The organism is Pseudarthrobacter quantipunctorum, from assembly GCF_045291495.1.
In the GTDB taxonomy this organism is placed as follows: domain Bacteria; phylum Actinomycetota; class Actinomycetes; order Actinomycetales; family Micrococcaceae; genus Arthrobacter; species Arthrobacter quantipunctorum.
The window spans coordinates 3,149,351-3,166,196 of the sequence record NZ_CP148033.1; the positions used below are offsets into that span (position 1 = coordinate 3,149,351).

At 66.3% G+C, this 16,846-nt stretch carries 16 protein-coding genes; 10 read left to right on the top strand and 6 right to left on the bottom strand.

The features are described 5' to 3' along the window. Positions 1-50 precede the first annotated feature (50 nt). From WHH00_RS14285 to WHH00_RS14325, 9 genes are all read left to right on the top strand, one after another. Positions 51-1,337, top strand: a complete 1,287-nt coding sequence (locus tag WHH00_RS14285) for an ABC transporter substrate-binding protein (RefSeq protein ID WP_188730777.1) — start codon at positions 51-53, stop codon at positions 1,335-1,337. Between the two features lie 53 nt (positions 1,338-1,390). Continuing rightward, the gene (locus tag WHH00_RS14290) at positions 1,391-2,296 is read left to right on the top strand and encodes a carbohydrate ABC transporter permease (protein WP_406633769.1); all 906 of its coding nucleotides are present in this window, start codon (positions 1,391-1,393) and stop codon (positions 2,294-2,296) included. 4 nt (positions 2,297-2,300) lie between these two features. Continuing rightward, entirely contained in the window at positions 2,301-3,116 is an 816-nt protein-coding gene (locus tag WHH00_RS14295; RefSeq protein WP_066273968.1) for a carbohydrate ABC transporter permease, read from the top strand. 79 nt (positions 3,117-3,195) lie between these two features. Further along, a complete protein-coding gene (locus tag WHH00_RS14300; protein ID WP_406633772.1) occupies positions 3,196-4,635 on the top strand; it encodes an NAD-dependent succinate-semialdehyde dehydrogenase in 1,440 nt (479 codons plus the stop codon). Further along, entirely contained in the window at positions 4,636-5,379 is a 744-nt protein-coding gene (locus WHH00_RS14305; protein WP_406633774.1) for a sulfite exporter TauE/SafE family protein, read from the top strand. Positions 5,380-5,436: 57 nt separating this feature from the next. Next, complete coding sequence (locus WHH00_RS14310) at positions 5,437-5,619, top strand: hypothetical protein (protein ID WP_406633776.1); 183 nt, start codon at positions 5,437-5,439, stop codon at positions 5,617-5,619. Between the two features lie 47 nt (positions 5,620-5,666). Then, on the top strand, positions 5,667-6,941 hold the full coding sequence (locus WHH00_RS14315; protein ID WP_406633778.1) for an AGE family epimerase/isomerase: 1,275 nt from the start codon (positions 5,667-5,669) through the stop codon (positions 6,939-6,941). A gap of 152 nt (positions 6,942-7,093) precedes the next feature. Then, entirely contained in the window at positions 7,094-8,347 is a 1,254-nt protein-coding gene (locus WHH00_RS14320; protein WP_406633780.1) for an MFS transporter, read from the top strand. A 65-nt stretch (positions 8,348-8,412) separates the two neighbouring features. Further along, the gene (locus WHH00_RS14325; RefSeq protein WP_406633782.1) at positions 8,413-9,165 is read left to right on the top strand and encodes an ArsR/SmtB family transcription factor; all 753 of its coding nucleotides are present in this window, start codon (positions 8,413-8,415) and stop codon (positions 9,163-9,165) included. Between the two features lie 92 nt (positions 9,166-9,257). Here WHH00_RS14325 and WHH00_RS14330 read toward each other — a convergent pair whose 3' ends face one another. The 5 genes from WHH00_RS14330 to fdhA form a co-directional block, all read right to left on the bottom strand. After that, positions 9,258-9,464 (bottom strand): hypothetical protein, encoded by a 207-nt coding sequence (locus tag WHH00_RS14330; protein ID WP_406633784.1) that lies wholly within the window; start codon positions 9,462-9,464, stop codon positions 9,258-9,260. A gap of 24 nt (positions 9,465-9,488) precedes the next feature. Further along, complete coding sequence (locus WHH00_RS14335; RefSeq protein WP_406633786.1) at positions 9,489-10,850, bottom strand: MFS transporter; 1,362 nt, start codon at positions 10,848-10,850, stop codon at positions 9,489-9,491. Between the two features lie 47 nt (positions 10,851-10,897). After that, complete coding sequence (locus WHH00_RS14340) at positions 10,898-11,815, bottom strand: serine hydrolase (protein WP_406633788.1); 918 nt, start codon at positions 11,813-11,815, stop codon at positions 10,898-10,900. 51 nt (positions 11,816-11,866) lie between these two features. Further along, a complete protein-coding gene (locus WHH00_RS14345; protein WP_400516326.1) occupies positions 11,867-12,217 on the bottom strand; it encodes a GNAT family N-acetyltransferase in 351 nt (116 codons plus the stop codon). A 132-nt stretch (positions 12,218-12,349) separates the two neighbouring features. Beyond that, positions 12,350-13,567 carry a formaldehyde dehydrogenase, glutathione-independent gene (gene fdhA, locus WHH00_RS14350; RefSeq protein WP_231457053.1) on the bottom strand — a complete coding sequence of 406 codons (1,218 nt, stop codon included), beginning with the start codon at positions 13,565-13,567 and terminating at the stop codon, positions 12,350-12,352. A 325-nt stretch (positions 13,568-13,892) separates the two neighbouring features. Here fdhA and WHH00_RS14355 point away from each other — a divergent pair, with 325 nt between their 5' ends. Beyond that, complete coding sequence (locus WHH00_RS14355) at positions 13,893-14,222, top strand: DUF6457 domain-containing protein (RefSeq protein ID WP_231457052.1); 330 nt, start codon at positions 13,893-13,895, stop codon at positions 14,220-14,222. A 74-nt stretch (positions 14,223-14,296) separates the two neighbouring features. On the opposite strand, the gene WHH00_RS14360 is transcribed toward WHH00_RS14355, so the two are convergent. Continuing rightward, positions 14,297-16,624 (bottom strand): FdhF/YdeP family oxidoreductase, encoded by a 2,328-nt coding sequence (locus WHH00_RS14360; RefSeq protein ID WP_406633791.1) that lies wholly within the window; start codon positions 16,622-16,624, stop codon positions 14,297-14,299. Between the last annotated feature and the right edge of the window lie 222 nt (positions 16,625-16,846).

Here is a 16,846-nt window from a genome sequence, read left to right on the forward strand (position 1 = left end):
CGGCAGTCAAGCAAGCAAGGCACAGCAAAACACTCAACGAGGAGATTATTGTGAGTCAGATTTCACGCAGGCAGGCCATCGCACTCCTGGGGGCCCTGGGCTTCGGCGCCACCGCCGCAGCCTGTGCCGGGCCCGGCGGATCCACGGCACCCGGCGGTGCCACCGGGCCGGCAGCCCCCGCCACCGGTGACATCACCGGCAAGGTGTCCTTCGCCCACTGGCGCGGTGAGGACAAGGTGGTGTTCGACGAGCTCATCAAGCGCTTTGCCGCACTGCACGACGGCGTTGAAGTGGCCCAGGACATCTCGACGTCCAACGACTACAACGCCCAGGCCCTGCAGAAGCTGCGCGGCGGCTCCATTGGCGACGCGTTTGCCACCTTCCGCGGGTCCCAGTTCAAGAACTTCACCGAGGCCGGCATCTACACCGAGCTCAAGGACAGCAAGGCCGTCTCGAACTACCAGGAAGGGCTGCTCTCCGCCGGAAAGTCCGGCGAGAGCCAGCTGGGACTGCCGTACCAGGTGGTGTTCCCCATGCCGATGGCCAACGTGGACCTGTTCGACAAGGCCGGCGCTGACCTCGCCCCCAAGGACTGGGACTCATTCCTTGCCATGTGCGAGAAGCTGGCGTCCTCCGGCGTCATCCCCATCTCGTGGCCGGGCGGCGATGTTGGAAACGGCGGCCAGCTCTTCAACTGCATGATTGCCAACAACGCCCCTGTGGACGACATGTGCGCCCAAATAGAACAGGGCAAGCTCAAGGTCACGGATGACTGGTTCATCAAGATGCTGAACCAGTACAAGGACCTGGTCCCCTACCTTCAGCCCAATGCCACCGGCACCGCCGTGGAGCCGGCCCAGAACCTGTTCTCCCAGGGCCAGGCAGCCATGCTCGCCACCGGCTCGTACCACATTGCCGCCGTCCGCGGCCTTGGCGCCCAGTTCCCCATCGAGCTGGTGTTCCCCAACACCTCGGACGGCAACGCCAAGTATGAGGGCGTCTACAACGCAACCTTCATCCTGGGCGTCAACTCGGCCAGCAAGAACCAGGCCGCAGCGGCTGCCTGGATCGATTTCCTTTCCGAGCCGGAGAACGCCGCCTACTATGCCAACGAGACGGCGCAGCACGTGTCCGTGAAGGACGTGGACTACACCAACCCGGACCTGAAGCGCCTGAGCCCCTGGCTGGACAAGAACACAGCACTGGCCGCGCGGTTCCAGTTCCAGAACCTGGATGTCCGCAACGCCGTGGAAGCCAGCGCCACCGCCGTCATCTCGGGCACCAGCCCCGAGCAGGCAGCAGAGGCCGCCCAGAAGATTGTTGACGAACGGATATGAGCACCCATACCGGGCTGCCTGCGAAGCGGAAGGCACCAGGCAGCCCTCCAGACGTGAACGCCACCAAGGGGCGCCGCCGCTCCCCCACCCGGGTAAATCCGGCGCTCTACCTCTTCCCGCTTCCCGCCGTCGCGGTCATCGCCTTCTTCCTGGTGATGCCCACACTCCAGGCCTTCCAGTACGCCATCACGGACTGGAACGGCTTCTCGGCCGCGTTCAACTACGTGGGGCTGGACAACTTCATGCGGGCCTTCACCAACGACTCGCTGTTCACGAACGCCCTCATGAACAACCTCAAGTTCGTGCTGCTGGTGGTGATCGCGCAGACGCTGTTCTCGCTGATCCTGGCCCTGCTGCTGACGAAGAATTCCCGCGGGAGCGTCCTGCTCCGCGCACTGTTCTTCTTCCCCACCATCCTGTCCTCGGTGTCAGTGGCGTTCATCTGGAAGTTCATCTACGATCCCAACTTCGGCCTGGCCAATGCGGTGCTGGGCGGCGTGGGGCTCGAAGCACTTCAAAGCTCCTACCTGGGAAACGACGCCCAGGCGCTGTACTGGGTTGCCGTGACGCAGGTGTGGTTCCACGCCGGGCAGATGATGGTGGTCTACATCGCCGGCCTGCAGGCCATCCCGCGGGAACTCTATGAGGCAGCCGAAATGGACGGCGCCAACAAGTGGCAGCAGTTCAAGTCCATCACCTGGCCGTTCGTGGCCCCGGCAACGTCCATCGTGGTGGCGTACACCACCGTGCAGTCGTTCAAGGCCTTCGACCTGATCCTGGGCATCGCGGGCAACCCGCCCAAGCAATCCCTGGATATCCTCTCCACCCGCATCTACAGCACTTTCGCCAACTCGGAGTTCGGCTACGCCGCCGCCCAGTCGATCATCTTCATGGCCATGATCGCCCTGGTCACCTGGCTCCAGCGCCGGCTGCTCCGCCTCACCCCGAAGGGGGAATGACAGCATGCTCTCGTCAATAACCCGCCGCGGAATCCTCGCGATCTACGCGGTCATCATCATCGTTCCGCTGACCGTGGTGGGGTTCGGCAGCTTCAAGTCCACGCAGGAACTGTTTGCCGGGCCGTTCAGCCTGCCGCAGTCCCTCTCCCCCGGCAACTACGCAGAGGTGATCGGCGGCCAGGACCTCGGTTCGTCCTTCATGAACAGCGTCATTGTCACCGCCATTTCCGTCCCGCTCACCCTGTTCCTGGCCAGCCTTGCCGGCTACGCCGTCTCCCGGCTCAAGGGGTTCATGTCCTGGGCCATCTTCGGCTTCCTGGTGCTGGGCATGGCCATCCCGGCGCAGGCCAACATGGTTCCGCTGTATGTCCTCTTTGGCCGTTTGGGATTGCTGGACAGCCTGGCCGGGCTGGTGCTGGCGAACCTGGTGTCCACCCTGCCCATCGCCGTCTTCATCCTCGGCGGGTTCATGCGGACCCTGCCCAAGGAACTCTACGAAGCATCCTCGATTGACGGCACCGGCCCCTGGCGGACATACGTCTCCATCGCCCTGCCGCTGTCCGCGCCGTCCATCGCCGCGGCTGCCATCTTCCTGTTCGTCATCCACTGGAACGAACTGCTGTACCCGCTGCTGTTCATCCAGTCCCCCGGCAACCGCACGCTGCCGCTGGCACTGCTGAGCTTCCAGGGCGAGTTCCAGACCGACTACCCGCTGCTGTTCGCCGGCGTCATCCTGGCCTCCCTGCCCGTAGTGGTGGCCTACGTCTTCCTGCAGCGCTACTTCGTTGCCGGCATCACCGCCGGCGCCAGCAAGGGATGAGCATTACGACGGCGGCGGCGGCCTTCCGCGCCCGCCCCGCCGTCCCGGACCTCTCCCCGCCCTCCGAAAGGCATCATCCGTGAACCTCAAATCAGCCCAACACCTCGTCAACGGCACCTGGCACGCCACCGGCACCTCCAAGACCGTGACGGACCCCGGAAACGGCAGCACCGTCGGAGAGATCGCCTGGGGCACCGCAGCGGACGCCACCCAGGCAGCCGACGCAGCAGCGGACGCCTTCGGGTCCTGGTCCCGCACCACGGTGCGGAACCGCGCCGACCTGCTCCGCAACGCAGCAGACCTCCTTGCCGAACGCCGCGATGAACTCGCCCACACCCTGGCGCTCGAGGCCGGCAAGCGGCTCCCCGAAGCCCAGGGAGAGGTGGACTTCTCGGTGGAATACTTCCGCTGGTTCGCCGAAGAAGTACGGCGCACCACCGGCACCGTCAGCCCGCCCGAGCTGCAGGGCCGCCGCCACCTGAGCCTGCGGAAGCCCATCGGTGTGGCCCTCAGCCTCACCCCATGGAACTTCCCGGTCTCCATCCAGGCCCGCAAACTCGCCGCGATGCTCGCCGCAGGCTGCACCGTGGTGGGCAGAGTCTCCGAAAAGGCGCCGCTGGCCGCCACCGGACTCTTCGAGGTCCTCCACGACGCCGGATTCCCGGCGGGCGTGGTCAACCTGGTCCACGGCCCCTCCCGGGAGATCACCGCGGCCCTGCTCAAGCACCCCGCAGTCCGGGCCGTCAGCTTCACCGGCTCCACCGGCGTGGGCAAGCAAATCATGGCATCCGCCTCGGACCGGGTGGTCCGGCCGCTGCTGGAACTGGGCGGCAATGCGCCGTTCATCCTCTTCGAGGACGCCGATCTGGATGCGGCCGTCGAGGGCGCAGTCCTGGGCCGGCTGCGCAACACAGGCCAGTCCTGCGTCGCCGCCAACCGCTTCCTGGTCCAGGACAGCATTGCCGGGGAGTTCGCCGCCAGGCTGGCCGCGCGGTTTGACGCGATGAGCATCGGCCACGGCGTTCCCGACGACGGCACTCCCGTCCCGGACCTCGGCCCCGTGATCGACGCCGAACGGGTGTCCGCCGTGCAGGCGCTGGTGGACGACGCCCTGGAACGCGGCGCCCGCCGCGTCACGCAGCGGACCGACGTGCCCGCCCACGGCTCCTTCCTGGCTCCCACGCTCCTGGCGGACGTTCCGGAGGACGCACCCCTGGTGACCGAGGAAGTCTTCGGTCCGGCAGCCGGCGTCGTGACTTTCTCCTCGGAGGAGGACGCCATCCGGAAAGCCAACGCCACCGAGATGGGCCTGGCCGCCTACGTCTGGAGCAGCAGCCCAAAGCGCGGCTGGGAGATTCCGGAGCAGCTCGAGGCCGGCATCGTGGGCGTCAACGATCCCCTGCCGTCCGTGGCCTTCGCGCCCATGGGCGGTGCCAAGCAGTCAGGCCTGGGCCGGGAAGGCGCAAGCCTGGGCCTGGAGGAGTTCGAGGAGGTCCAATACGTGGCCTGGCGGCCCTAAATGCTGACCACCGGGCTGGTGCTGGGCGCCGTCGTCATGGGTGCAGGGATGCAGCGCATCACCGGCATGGGGTTCGCCCTGGTGGCCGCCCCCTTCCTGGTCCTGCTCCTGGGCCCGGTGGAGGGGGTGGTGCTGGTGAACGTCTGCGGCGCCGTGACTGCCGGAGCCATCATCTTCCGGGTTGTCCGGGACATCGACTGGAAACGGTACGCGGCCCTCACGGCCTCGGCGGTGCTGGGAATCGTGCCGGCGGCCTTCCTGATCCGGCTCATCCCGCCGGCGGTCCTGGAGATTTCCATCGGGGTGATCCTTGCCGTCGGACTGACCGTCCTGCTGGCCCTGAAATCCGCCACGCTGCCGGCCCGGCGCCGCTACCTCTTCACCGCAGGCGGCCTCAGCGGGTTCATGAACACCGCGGCGGGCGTCGGCGGGCCGGCGGTGAGCATGTACTCCATCGCCACCCGGTGGCAGCACAAGTCCTTCGCAGCCACCATGCAGCCGTACTTCTTCACCATCGGCGCGCTCTCCCTTGTCTCCAAAGCCCTGACGGCGCCCGCGACGTTCCCCTCCCTGCCCGCTGCGATGTGGGCGTCGGTTGCCGGGGCCTGCCTGGTGGGTCTGGTGCTGGGCGACGTCGCTGCCCGCTTTGTCCCCGCCCGCGCCGCGCAGATCCTGCTGATTGTCCTTGCCTACCTTGGCGCGGCAGCGACCATTGTCCGCGGCGTGCTCGACATGGTCGGGTAACAACCGTCGGGTAACAGATGCATGTATCCAACCAACACCATTAACGAAAGGGCGGCCATGAGTGCCATCTCCCCGCACAAAAGCCCGTTGCGCGTGTCCACCACCAGCGGCGAAACCATCTCACTGACGATTGACCCCGGTGCACCGGTGAACATCCAGCTTGACGTCGGAAACGACTGCAGCTGTGGTGGCGCCCGGCGTGCCGGCGCATACACAGATACCGACTTCGGCACCCGCTGAGTGGACCGGCTCCAAACTTGCACCCCGTATCAGAAAGAGGAACTGACATGACGTGGCTGAACAGTGCCGCCCACGCACGATGGCTCGAGGCAGAAACCGACCGGCTGATCAATTTCGCCTCAGGGTCAAAGGTGCCCACGGGATTCGGCTGGCTGGACAACAACGGCAAGGTATTCACCGACAAGCCGACCCATCTCTGGATCACCGCCCGGATGGTCCACAGTTTCGCTGTCGCCGCGCTGATGGGGCGGCCGGGTGCCGCGACGCTCGTGGACCACGGCATCGCAGCACTCAACGGGGCCTTCCACGACGATGAGTTTGGCGGCTGGTACGCCGAGATCGACGCGAACGGGCCGGTGAACGACACCAAGTCCGGCTACCAGCACTCCTTCGTGCTCCTCGCCGCTGCCAGTGCCGTTGCGGCAAACCGTCCAGGAGCCCGGGAACTGCTGGACGAGGCCCTGCGGGTAGCCGACACAAAGTTCTGGGACCACAACGCCAACATGTGCTTTGACTCCTGGAACCGGGAGTTCACCGAAACCGAGGCCTACCGTGGCGGCAACGCGAGCATGCACTCGGTCGAGGCGTACCTGATCGTCGCTGATGTGACCGGCGAGGACCGCTGGCTGGAACGGGCCCTCCACATTGCCGAGGTGCTCATCCACGAATTTGCGCGCAACAACAACTACCGGGTGTTCGAGCACTTCGACCCCGAGTGGACCCCGATGCCGGAGTACAACACCGATGACCGGGCCAGCCAGTTCCGGGCCTATGGCGGAACGCCCGGTCACTGGGTTGAGTGGGCGCGGCTGCTCCTCCACCTCCGTGCCGGGCTGGAGGCCCGCGGCCTGGACGTCCCGGCCTGGCTGCTGGAAGACGCGCGCGGCCTGTTCGACGCCGCGATCCGTGACGCCTGGGAGCCGGACGGCCATCCCGGATTTGTGTACACGGTGGACTGGGAGGGCAAACCGGTGGTCACCACCCGCATCCGGTGGGTTCCCGCGGAGGCAATCGGCGGGGCCGCAGCCCTCTACATCGCCACCGGCGAGAAGAAGTATGCGGACTGGTACGAGCGGATCTGGGACCACGCCCGCGACTGGTTCATCGACTACGAGCACGGCTCCTGGAAGCAGGAACTCGACGAGCACGGCAATGTCACCTCCACCGTTTGGTCGGGCAAGGCGGACATCTATCACCTCTGGCACTGCCTGGTGGTGCCGCGGCTTCCGCTGGCGCCGGGGCTTGCTCCAGCCGTCGCGGCAGGCCTGCTGGACTCGCGTTTGGGCGCCGTCGCGGAGGTCAGGGAACCGGCCGCCCGCTGATTCCAGCGGTGCGGCACGGCACACCGTAAACGGCGCCGGGGACGCGCCGGGAACGGCACGGAGCAGGGGGCGGGATCCTGTAAATTTAAGGGAGGAATTGTCCGGCCAGCGAGCCGCGTTCCACCCCTCCCCCTTGAATGGACCCCTCCCCCATGTCTTCCGCGATTTCCGCGCCGGCGCCTGCCCGTTTCCCCTACGCCGCGATGGTGGTCCTGTCCACCATCGCCTTTACCGCCATCACTACCGAACTCTTGCCGTCCGGGCTGCTGCCGCAGATCAGCGCGGGCCTGGATGTGTCCGAGCCGGTGGCCGGCTACCTGGCTGCGGCCTATGCCGCGGTCATTGTGGTTACTGTGGTTCCGGCTGCCCGGTTGCTGGGGAAGATATCGCGGCACGCGCTGCTGGTGGGGCTGGTCCTGACGTTCGCTGCCAGCAACGCCATGGTGGGACTGGCACCTGACTTCACCTCCGCGATGATTGCCCGCCTGGTGGGCGGACTGGCCCACGGGCTGCTCTGGACCACCATGGCCCCGTTCGTCACCCGGGTGGTTCCGGCGGACAAGGTGGGCAAGGCCCTGGCCATTGTCTTCAGCGGCAACAGCCTGGGCCTGGCCATCGGCGCGCCCGTGGGGACCGCGCTGGGCGGGTTCCTGGGCTGGCGGGCCGCGTTCATGGTGCTTGCCGGTTTCGGCCTGGTCCTCACCGTGCTGGCCTTCTTCCTGCTGCCGCGCGTCCAGAAGATCTCCGACGCCGTCCGCCCCTCACTGCGCAAGGCCATCGCCCAGCCCGGGGTGAAGCCGGTCGCCATCGCCTGGCCGCTGCTGGTCCTGGCGCACTTCGCCCTGTTCACCTACATTGCTCCGTTTATCCGCGACGCCGGCTTCCCGGACTACGCCATCAGCCTCTCGCTCACCGTGCTGGGCGGCTCCGGGCTGCTGGGCATCTGGATCGCGGGCCTCACCGTTGACTCCCGCCCCCGGCGTTCCCTGCTGGTCACCACTGCGGCGATCGCCCTATCCATGTTTTTCCTGCCCCTCGCGGTAGGCAACTTCACCGTGGCTCTGGTCCTCATGACCGTCTGGGGTGCAGGGCTCGGCGCAATAGGCATCTACAACCAGTCCGCCATCCTGCGGGCCGGCGGCGAGTACCAGGAAGCAGCGAACGGCCTCACCGTGCTGACCATCCAGCTCGGCATCACCGTCGGCGCATTGTACGGCTCAGCGGCGCTGGTAGTGGGGGGTCCGATGCTGGTTCCTGTGGCCGCGGCGCTGCCGGTAGTGGCAGCCTGGATCATCACCCTGGCCAACAAGAAGCACGCGTATCCGCAGGGCCCGCGGGAGCGGATATGGCTGGAGCCGCGGCCCATTGCCAAGCCGTTGCCGGACAAGGTCAGCGGGCGCTCTTAGGCTCTCCCCTCCAACCGAAGAAAAACCCTTGATAGGTGACCTTATGGTCACCTATCATTTTCTTTATGGACGCGGTGTTCAAAGCACTCTCCGACCCCACCCGCAGGGACCTCCTCGATGAGCTGTTCCGCCAGGACGGGCAGTCCCTGAGCGCGCTTGAGGCCCGCTTCGACATGACCCGCTTCGGGATTGCCAAGCACCTCAAGCTCCTGGAAGATGCAGGACTGGTGGTGAGCCGCCGTCGGGGGCGGGAAAAGCTGCACTTCCTGAACCCCGTGCCCATCAGGCTTATCCACGACCGCTGGGTGAGCAAATATTCAGAACCATGGGCCGCTGGCCTCAGCGACCTCAAATCCAGATTGGAAAGTCCCATGGAAAAAATCTTCGAAATCTACATCAAGACCACGCCGGAACGGCTCTGGGAAGCCATCACGGACAGCGGGATCCGCAGCAAGTACCAGTTCGGGAACACCATTGAAACGGACTGGGCCCCGGGCACCAGCTACACCATGAACAATGCCAAAGCCGGCGCACCGCTGGGTGAGGGCGAAAACCTGGAGGTGGACCCGCCCCGCCGGCTGGTCCAGACCATGCGGGCCCTCTGGGGTGAGGACGTCAAGGCCGAGGGAACCTCAAGGATCACGTGGGACATCGAGCCCGTGGGCGATTCCTGCCGCCTGACCGTCACCCACAGCGACCTCCGCGAAGGCGCCAATGAACAGCTCTACGGCGGCTGGCCAATGATCCTCTCCGGCCTGAAGACCTGGCTGGAGACCGGGGAGAAGCTGACCACGCCGGGCTCACTGATGTACACCTGAAGCCGCTGTTGTCCATCGATTGCTCCGTAACTGCCGTTTTGACTCCCCATAACGGCATCTGCGGAGCACTCGATGGACTTTCGCCCGCCGGATCACGTCCGGCGTGTGCCGTCCCACCGGCGATTCCGCAGTTTCCGGGTGGCCAGCAGGGAAGCGCCGATGAACAGGACCCCCAGCACCACGGTGGCGACGCCCGCGTAGAACCAGCCGCCCCGGCCAAAGATCATCAGGGCGGCGCCCAGGATGCAGAGGCCTTTCGCGGTGATGTCGAGGTACAGCTGAACCTGTGGAGAAGCCATATCTCCACGATAAACCCGGTTCCATTACACGTCCCGCTGCCTCCACAGCAGGCTCACGGCGAACGTCACCACGCACAAGACCAGCATCGCCAGGACCATCCGTGCCCAGCTTTCCTGGTCCACGCCGCCGCCCGCGAACACACCGATCATCACCGTGGCCGTGATCGCGCCAACGTACCGGCACGTTTGGTAGATCCCGGCAGCGACGCCGCGCTCCTGGGGCCGGATGGACACGAACATGCCCTGGTTCGTGGCGATGCCCACCGTTCCGTACGGGATTCCCATCAGGGCAGTGAGCACCACCACCAGCGGGATCGCCAGGGTGCCGGTGAGCAGCCACATCAGTGCAGCGGCCGCGGCCAGGAGCACGACGCCGGCAATCAGCACGCGCCGCACGCCGAACCTTCCCATTGCCTTCACCGCCCAGGGGGTTGCCAGGACGGACATGCCAGCCAGGGGCAGCATCAGCAGCCCCACAATGCCGGGATCGTAGCCGCCGGCTTCCTGCAGGAGCTGGGGCAGGCCGAAAAAGACGAAGTAATAGACGCTACTGAACACCGCGAAGGCAAGGTAAATGAGCATCAGCGGCCTGTTGCGGCCCAGGAGCCTCAAATCCAGGAAAGGGCGGGCAAAGCGGAGCTCCCGCCAGGCAAACAATGCCGCCACGGCCGTTCCCGCGGCCAGCATCCACCAGCGGTATCCCGGCAAGACGTTCAGGGCGGCCATCATCACCAGCAGCAGCGCGGTGACAAAACCCAGGATGCCGGGAATGTCCGAGTCCCGCAGCAGCTCGGCGACGCTGCCACGTTCCCTGGCTTTGTCTGCCGGAGCCGCCTGCCGCACGATCAGCAGCGCAGCCAGCGCCAGCGGGACATTGACCAGGAACAACGCCTCCCAGCCCACAAAGCCCACCAGCAGCCCGCCAACCACAGGTCCCACCGCTGCCGCCGACGTGTTGGCCATCTGGAGGCTGCCCAGCGGACGCGCCGGCTCCACGTTGGCCCGGTGCGCAATGGCGCCCACCATCACCACAGCGCTGGGATAGGCGGTAGCCGTGCCCAGCGCCATCACGGCACGGGCCACGCAGAGCAGCGCGAAGTTCGGGGCGAACGGCGCCAGCGCGCAGGTGGCCGCGACCAGTGCCATGCCCAGCATGAACATCCGCCGCGGCCCGAACCTGTCGGCAAGCCGGCCCATCACCGGCTGGCCCGCGGCTGAGGCCAGGTAGAACGAGGTCACCACCCAGGTGACGGCGGCGACGTCGAGTCCAAAGTCCCCGCGGAGCACCACCAGGGCGACGGCGATCATCGAGGAGTTGAGGGGGTTCAGTGCCGTGCCCAGGCTGAGGCCGGCGACGGCCAGCGCAGTCCGGGGTTTGTTGCTCACGGAAACAGTCTGCTGCATACCCCCAGGCCGGCGCGACTTGATGGAACTTATGGCCCTGGCGCGCCTGCCTGCACGGGCGGGAACAGGGAGTCTTCAACAATGCCGGTGAGCTTGCGGATCACCTCGGACTGTCCGGGCAGTTCCGTACCCTCGGGATTCTCGGTGTAGATCACCAGCACAAAGGCGGAGCCGCGGTAGCTCAGCACGGCTGCGTCGTGAAGGGCGCCGCCCAGCTCGCCGTACTTGTGGAACACCTCAACACCAGCCTGGGACCCCGCCGGGATCAGGTCCTCATTGTTGGTCTCCTGCATGTACCCGAGCAGCTGGGCCGTGTGGTCCTCATCCAGGAGGTCCCCGGCGTACAGCTTCTTCAGGACCAGGGCCATCTCCGCGGGCGTCAGCCGGTTCTCCTCCGGGTCATAGGTGACGCCGATGGAGGCTGCATAGTCAATCAGTTCCGGGTACCCCACGGCATCCATCAGCAGCAGCCAGGAATCGTTGTTGCTTTGGTTCACCATCGCTTCGAGCTGGAACGAGGCGTCGTAGTCCCCCAACGGCGCGTCCAGGGCAGCCTTGCCGGTTTCGACCAGGTGGTAGTAGGCCGCGGCCGTAATGATCTTCGCCGTGCTGGCGGCCGCGAAGGCCTCGGTGTCCCCGAAGGCCAGCGCCGCATCGCCGGACACGTCAGCCAATGCCAGCCCGGCCCTGTAGCCGGTGGCCTCCCCCAGGGCGGCGTCGATGCGGTCCTGGAGTGACGCCGGGGCAACAGCCACCGGAGTCTCCTGGATTGCTGCAGGGACCGGGACCGCCGTGCCGGAGAAGGGCACGGAACGGATCGCGGCCACGCCAACGATTGCCGCGATGACCAGCACCACTGCGGAGAACAGCGCCACGAGCCTCTTCCGCCCCCGGCGGGGCTGGCGGAAATGTCGCCCCGCCGGACGCAGCACCGGGTCCGCCGGCATAGCAGCTCCTGCCAACTCGACGATCACAAAGTGGGGCGGATGCCCTGCACGTCAGCGGGCGCGGCTGGCCAGGGCTCCGTTGAGGAACTCCAGGTGCGCGGGCTTCACGGCCACCGCATCGCCGGCGTACTCAGGGTGCTTGGCGAGGAACTTCTTGATGAAGGGGCAGACCGGGACAATGCCCACGCCCGCCTTAACCGTCTCATCGAGGGCAACCGTGGCGAGCTGGCCTGCAAGGCCCTGCCCGCCGTATTCCTCATTGATCACCGTGTGGTAGAAAATCCGCTCCGGCGAGGCGCCGCCGTCGTACGCCTTGTACGCCGCCTTGCCAATCACATTGCCGGCGTCGAGGATCTCGAAGCGCTCGCGGCCGGGGTTGTGGCGGACAGTGATGTCACTCAAGGGAATCTCCTTCGATGCGGTGTGTCCTTCCGCCTAACCCCAGCCGAAGGGCATCTATTTCCGCACCCGCCCCTTACCGGACAGCACCGTCCGCCGCCCCGCTTCCGGCGGCGCCGCGTGACGCCGTCCCGCCTAGCTCAGGTAGCCGTTCGGGTTGAGGACGTACTTGGTGGCCGCGCCGGCGTCGAACTCCGCGTAGCCCTGCGGGGCCTCCTCGAGCGTGATCGCCTTGGCGTTCACGTTCTTGGCGATGTTCACCCTGTCGTTCAGGATGGCCATCATCAGCTGGCGGTTGTACTTCATCACCGGGCACTGGCCGGTGGTGAAGCTCAGCGACTTGGCCCAACCGGTACCCAGGCTCAGGCTGAGGGCACCCTTCTTGGCTGCCTCGTCGATGCCGCCGGGATCGCCCGTCACATACAGCCCCGGAATGCCCAGCGCACCGCCGGCAGCGGTGATGTCCATCAGCGAGTTCAGCACCGTGGCCGGTGCCTCTTCGGCGTCCTTGCCGTGGCCGTGGCCGCGTGCCTCAAAGCCCACCGCGTCCACGCCGCAGTCCACTTCCGGTACGCCAAGGATCTGCTCGATCTGCTCCGCCGGGCCCCCCTTGGTGAGATCCACCGTTTCGCAGCCGAAGCTGCGCGCCCGCGCCAGCCTGTCCTCGTTCAGGTCGCCCACAATCACGACGGCGGCGCCCAGCAGGTGCGCGCTGGTGGCCGCTGCCAGGCCCACGGGACCTGCGCCTGCCACGTAGACGGTGGAGCCAACTCCCACGCCGGCGCTGACGGCACCGTGGAATCCCGTGGGGAAGATGTCCGAAAGCATGGCCAGGTCAAGGATCTTCTCCATGGCCCGGTCCTTGTCCGGGAACTTCAGCAGGTTCCAGTCGGCGTACGGCACCAGCACATAGTTGGCCTGGCCGCCCACCCAGCCGCCCATGTCCACGTACCCGTAGGCGCTGCCCGGGCGGTCCGGGTTCACGTTCAGGCAGATGCCGGTCTTGCGCTCCTTGCAGTTCCGGCAGCGGCCACACGCAATGTTGAACGGGACTGAGCAAAGGTCCCCCACCTTGATGAATTCAACGTCGCGGCCAACCTCCACCACTTCACCGGTGATCTCGTGCCCCAGCACCAGGTCCGGCGGTGCCGTGGTGCGGCCGCGCACCATGTGCTGGTCCGAGCCACAAATGTTGGTGGCCACTGTCTTCAGGATCACGCCATGGTTGACGGCGCGCCCGACGTTTGCCGGGTTGACGCCCGGCCCGTCCTTGAGTTCGAACGTGGGGTAGTCGATATCAATCAGTTCGACTTTCCCGGGCCCCTTGTAGGCAACGGCTTTGTTCCCTGTCATCTTTTTCTCCTGTTATCCCACGGTCCGCCCGGTAGGGCTGCCGTGATTCATGAGTGGTGATGCGCACCCCGCCGGACAGGCACCGTCCAGCATCTGGTGATGGCTGGGAATCAGTTGCCGGAGAGCTTCCTGGAGTGGGGTGCGCCCAGTCTAAGCACGGGCAGCCCTCATATCTAGGGGTAGTAAGTCCGGCTGTCTACCTGTTTGTGGATTAGGGGTTACTCGGGGAACGGCCGGTACCGATGACTTCCGCTGCGAAGCCTTGTAGTCTCGGCACGGAGGACGATCCAATGTCCTAAAACTGACGGAAGACCAAGGAGCGGACATGCCAGCCAACGAGGACGAAATGCAGATCCTGGACCAGTGGAGCAACCGGCTGGCGCAGGCGCTGCAGATCCTGGACCTGAAGGTGGACCACGACCTTCTCCTGGACCTGGCCCGCAAATCGGCCGACTCCGTGACCCATGCAGCGGCTCCGGTGACCACCTTCATGGTGGGGTATGCGGCAGGGCTGGAGGCAGGGACCGGCAGCGCCGGGACCAAGGAAGCGTCGACGGCGTCAGTGGCGAAAGCGGCAGAGGTCGCCTTCCAGCTGTGCGAGGACGGGCCCGACGCCGGCCCGGCCAGCAAAGGCTGGGCGGACACGGCGCAGTAGCGGCCCTGGCCGCTAACGCGGTGCTGGCCCGCGCCGCTTATGCGGGCGCGGGCCGCGCGTGCGGGCCGGGAACCCTAGCCCGCGGCTGTCGGCTCCTCCTCGAGCGCGGTAACGGGTTCGAGCCGGACAATCACCGCTTTGGACACCGGCGTCTGGCTGCCCTCCGCCACACTCTCCAGCGGCACCAGGACGTTCGCTTCCGGATAGTAGGCGGCCGCGCATCCGCGTGCTGACGGGTAGGACACCAGCCGGTAGTTCCGCAGGACCCGCTCCACGTTGTCCGGATACACGCCGCGCACGTCCACGTGCTGCCCGTCTTCCAGGCCCAGCTCGGCCAGGTCCTCGGGGTTCACGAACACCACCTCGCGGCCCTTCTTGATGCCGCGGTAGCGGTCGTTGTGGCCGTAGATGGTGGTGTTGAACTGGTCGTGCGAGCGCATGCTTTGCAGGATCAGGGTGCCGGCCGGGCGCTCCACATGCTCCAGTTCGTTTACCGTGAGCATGGCCTTGCCGGTGGGCGTGTTGAACGTGCGGGAATCGCGCGGACCGTTGGGCAGGACAAAGCCGCCTTCCTGCCGGATCTTCCGGTTGTAGTCCTCGCAGCCCACCACCACGTGGGAGATGTGCTCCCGGATCAGGTCGTAGTCCTTCTGGAAACCGGCCCAGTCGGCCGAAATCCTGTCCCCCAGCACCCGCTGCGCCAGCTGGCAGACAATCGCCACTTCGGAGAGCAGGCCCGGGGCCACCGGTTCAACGGTGCCGTGGGAGGCGTGCACGGCACAGACAGTGTCCTCCACCGAGACGAACTGCGGGCCGGACTCCTGCCGGTCGATCTCCGTGCGCCCCAGCGTGGGCAGGATCAGGGCCTCGGCCCCTGTCACGGCGTGGGACCGGTTGAGTTTCGTTGAGATCTGGACGGAGAGTTCCGTGCCGCTCATCGCCGCTTCGGCAGCCTGTGTGTCCGACATGGCGCCCACGAAGTTGCCGCCCATGGCGATGAAAACCTTGATCCCGCCGTCGCGCATTTGCCGGATGGTCTCCACTGCGTCCGCGCCATGCCCGCGGGGCGGCTCGAAGCTGAATTCCTTGCCCAGGGCGTCCAGGAACGCCGGCGGCATCTGCTCCCAGATGCCCATGGTGCGGTCCCCCTGGACATTGCTGTGCCCGCGGATGGGCGAGGCGCCGGCGCCGGGCTTGCCGATGTTGCCGCGCAGCAGCAGCAGGTTGATGATCTCCTTGATGGTGGCCACACCCTTCTTCTGCTGGGTGATGCCCATGGCCCAGGTGATGATGACCTTTTCGGCTCGGAGGTAGCGGTCGGCCAGCTCGTCGATTTCCCGGGCCTGCAGGCCGGTGGCTTCCAGGACGGCGGCCTCGTCCAGTCCGGCCAGGTGTGCCCGGAGCTCCTCAAGCCCCTGGCAGTGCTCCTCGAGGAACTTATGGTCCAGCACGGTTCCCGGATTGGCTGCCTCGGCATCGAGGACGCGTTTGGAAACCGCCTGCAGCAGCGCCATGTCCCCGCCTATGCGGATATGGAGGAACTGGTCCGCCAGGTCCGTGCCCCGCCCAATGATGCCCTTGACCTTCTGCGGGTTCTTATAGCGCATCAGGCCGGCCTCGGGCAGCGGATTGATTGCAACAATGTTTGCCCCCGCTTCCTTGGCCTCCTCCAGGGCGGTGAGCATCCGGGGGTGGTTGGTGCCGGGGTTCTGGCCCATGATGATGATCAGGTCCGCCTTGGCGAAGTCGTCGTAGGACACCGTGGCCTTGCCCACGCCGATGGTCTGGCCCATGCCCCAGCCGGAGGATTCGTGGCACATGTTGGAGCAGTCGGGCAGGTTGTTGGTGCCGTACCCGCGGATGAACAGCTGGTACAGGAACGCGGCCTCGTTCGAGGTGCGGCCGCTGGTGTAGAACGCCGCCTGGTCCGGGCTGGGCAGGGACGCCAGCTTGCCCGCGATGATGCCGAACGCGTGGTCCCAGCTGACGGGCCGGTAGTGGTCCTCCCCGGCAGGCTTGTACACCGGCTCCGTCAGGCGTCCCTGCATGCCCAGCCAGTACTCGGAACGCTGCAGCAGCTCGCTGACGGGATGCTCCTGCCAGAAATCAGAGCCAATCACCACCGGGGTGGCCTCCCACGTCACGGCCTTGGCGCCGTTCTCGCAGAATTCGAACGTCTTGCGGTGCCCGGGGTCCGGCCACGCGCAGCTCATGCAGTCGAAACCGTCCTTCTGGTTCAGCGCCAGCAGGGTCTTCCTGGAGCGTTCCAGGCCCATATGCTTCAGCGCCGGCTGCATGGAGTGGTAGACGCCGGGCACTCCCGCGGCCCAGGTCTTCGGGTGGCTGCTGACTTCGATGTCAGATTCGTCGGCCTCTTCAACATCGGGATTCTTGCGCGTCACGGCTGGTTCTCCTTGCGTTCTGCAGGCGCGGCCACATTCCGATGCTTCGGCGGGCCGGTTCCTTTCCCACACTTGTTCAGGGGGACGGGGAAGTCAAGGAGGCAGCTTCCCTGCCGGGCAGGCACCACGGGCAACGGGCGACGGCGGCACGCGGCTGGCGCTAGGCTGTTTACGTTGGCTGAAGCAAGCGGCCGCAGGAACCACTCTGTGCGGAGCGCCCCC

Coding starts and splice junctions, on each gene's coding strand:
- WHH00_RS14310 (WP_406633776.1), top strand. CDS start 5,437: ATGAGTGCCATCTCCCCGCACAAAAGCCCGTTGCGCGTGTCCACCACC.
- WHH00_RS14315 (WP_406633778.1), top strand. CDS start 5,667: ATGACGTGGCTGAACAGTGCCGCCCACGCACGATGGCTCGAGGCAGAA.
- WHH00_RS14340 (WP_406633788.1), bottom strand. CDS start 11,815: ATGCCGGCGGACCCGGTGCTGCGTCCGGCGGGGCGACATTTCCGCCAG.
- WHH00_RS14320 (WP_406633780.1), top strand. CDS start 7,094: ATGTCTTCCGCGATTTCCGCGCCGGCGCCTGCCCGTTTCCCCTACGCC.
- WHH00_RS14325 (WP_406633782.1), top strand. CDS start 8,413: ATGGACGCGGTGTTCAAAGCACTCTCCGACCCCACCCGCAGGGACCTC.
- WHH00_RS14295 (WP_066273968.1), top strand. CDS start 2,301: ATGCTCTCGTCAATAACCCGCCGCGGAATCCTCGCGATCTACGCGGTC.
- WHH00_RS14330 (WP_406633784.1), bottom strand. CDS start 9,464: ATGGCTTCTCCACAGGTTCAGCTGTACCTCGACATCACCGCGAAAGGC.
- fdhA (WP_231457053.1), bottom strand. CDS start 13,567: ATGACAGGGAACAAAGCCGTTGCCTACAAGGGGCCCGGGAAAGTCGAA.
- WHH00_RS14305 (WP_406633774.1), top strand. CDS start 4,636: ATGCTGACCACCGGGCTGGTGCTGGGCGCCGTCGTCATGGGTGCAGGG.
- WHH00_RS14355 (WP_231457052.1), top strand. CDS start 13,893: ATGCCAGCCAACGAGGACGAAATGCAGATCCTGGACCAGTGGAGCAAC.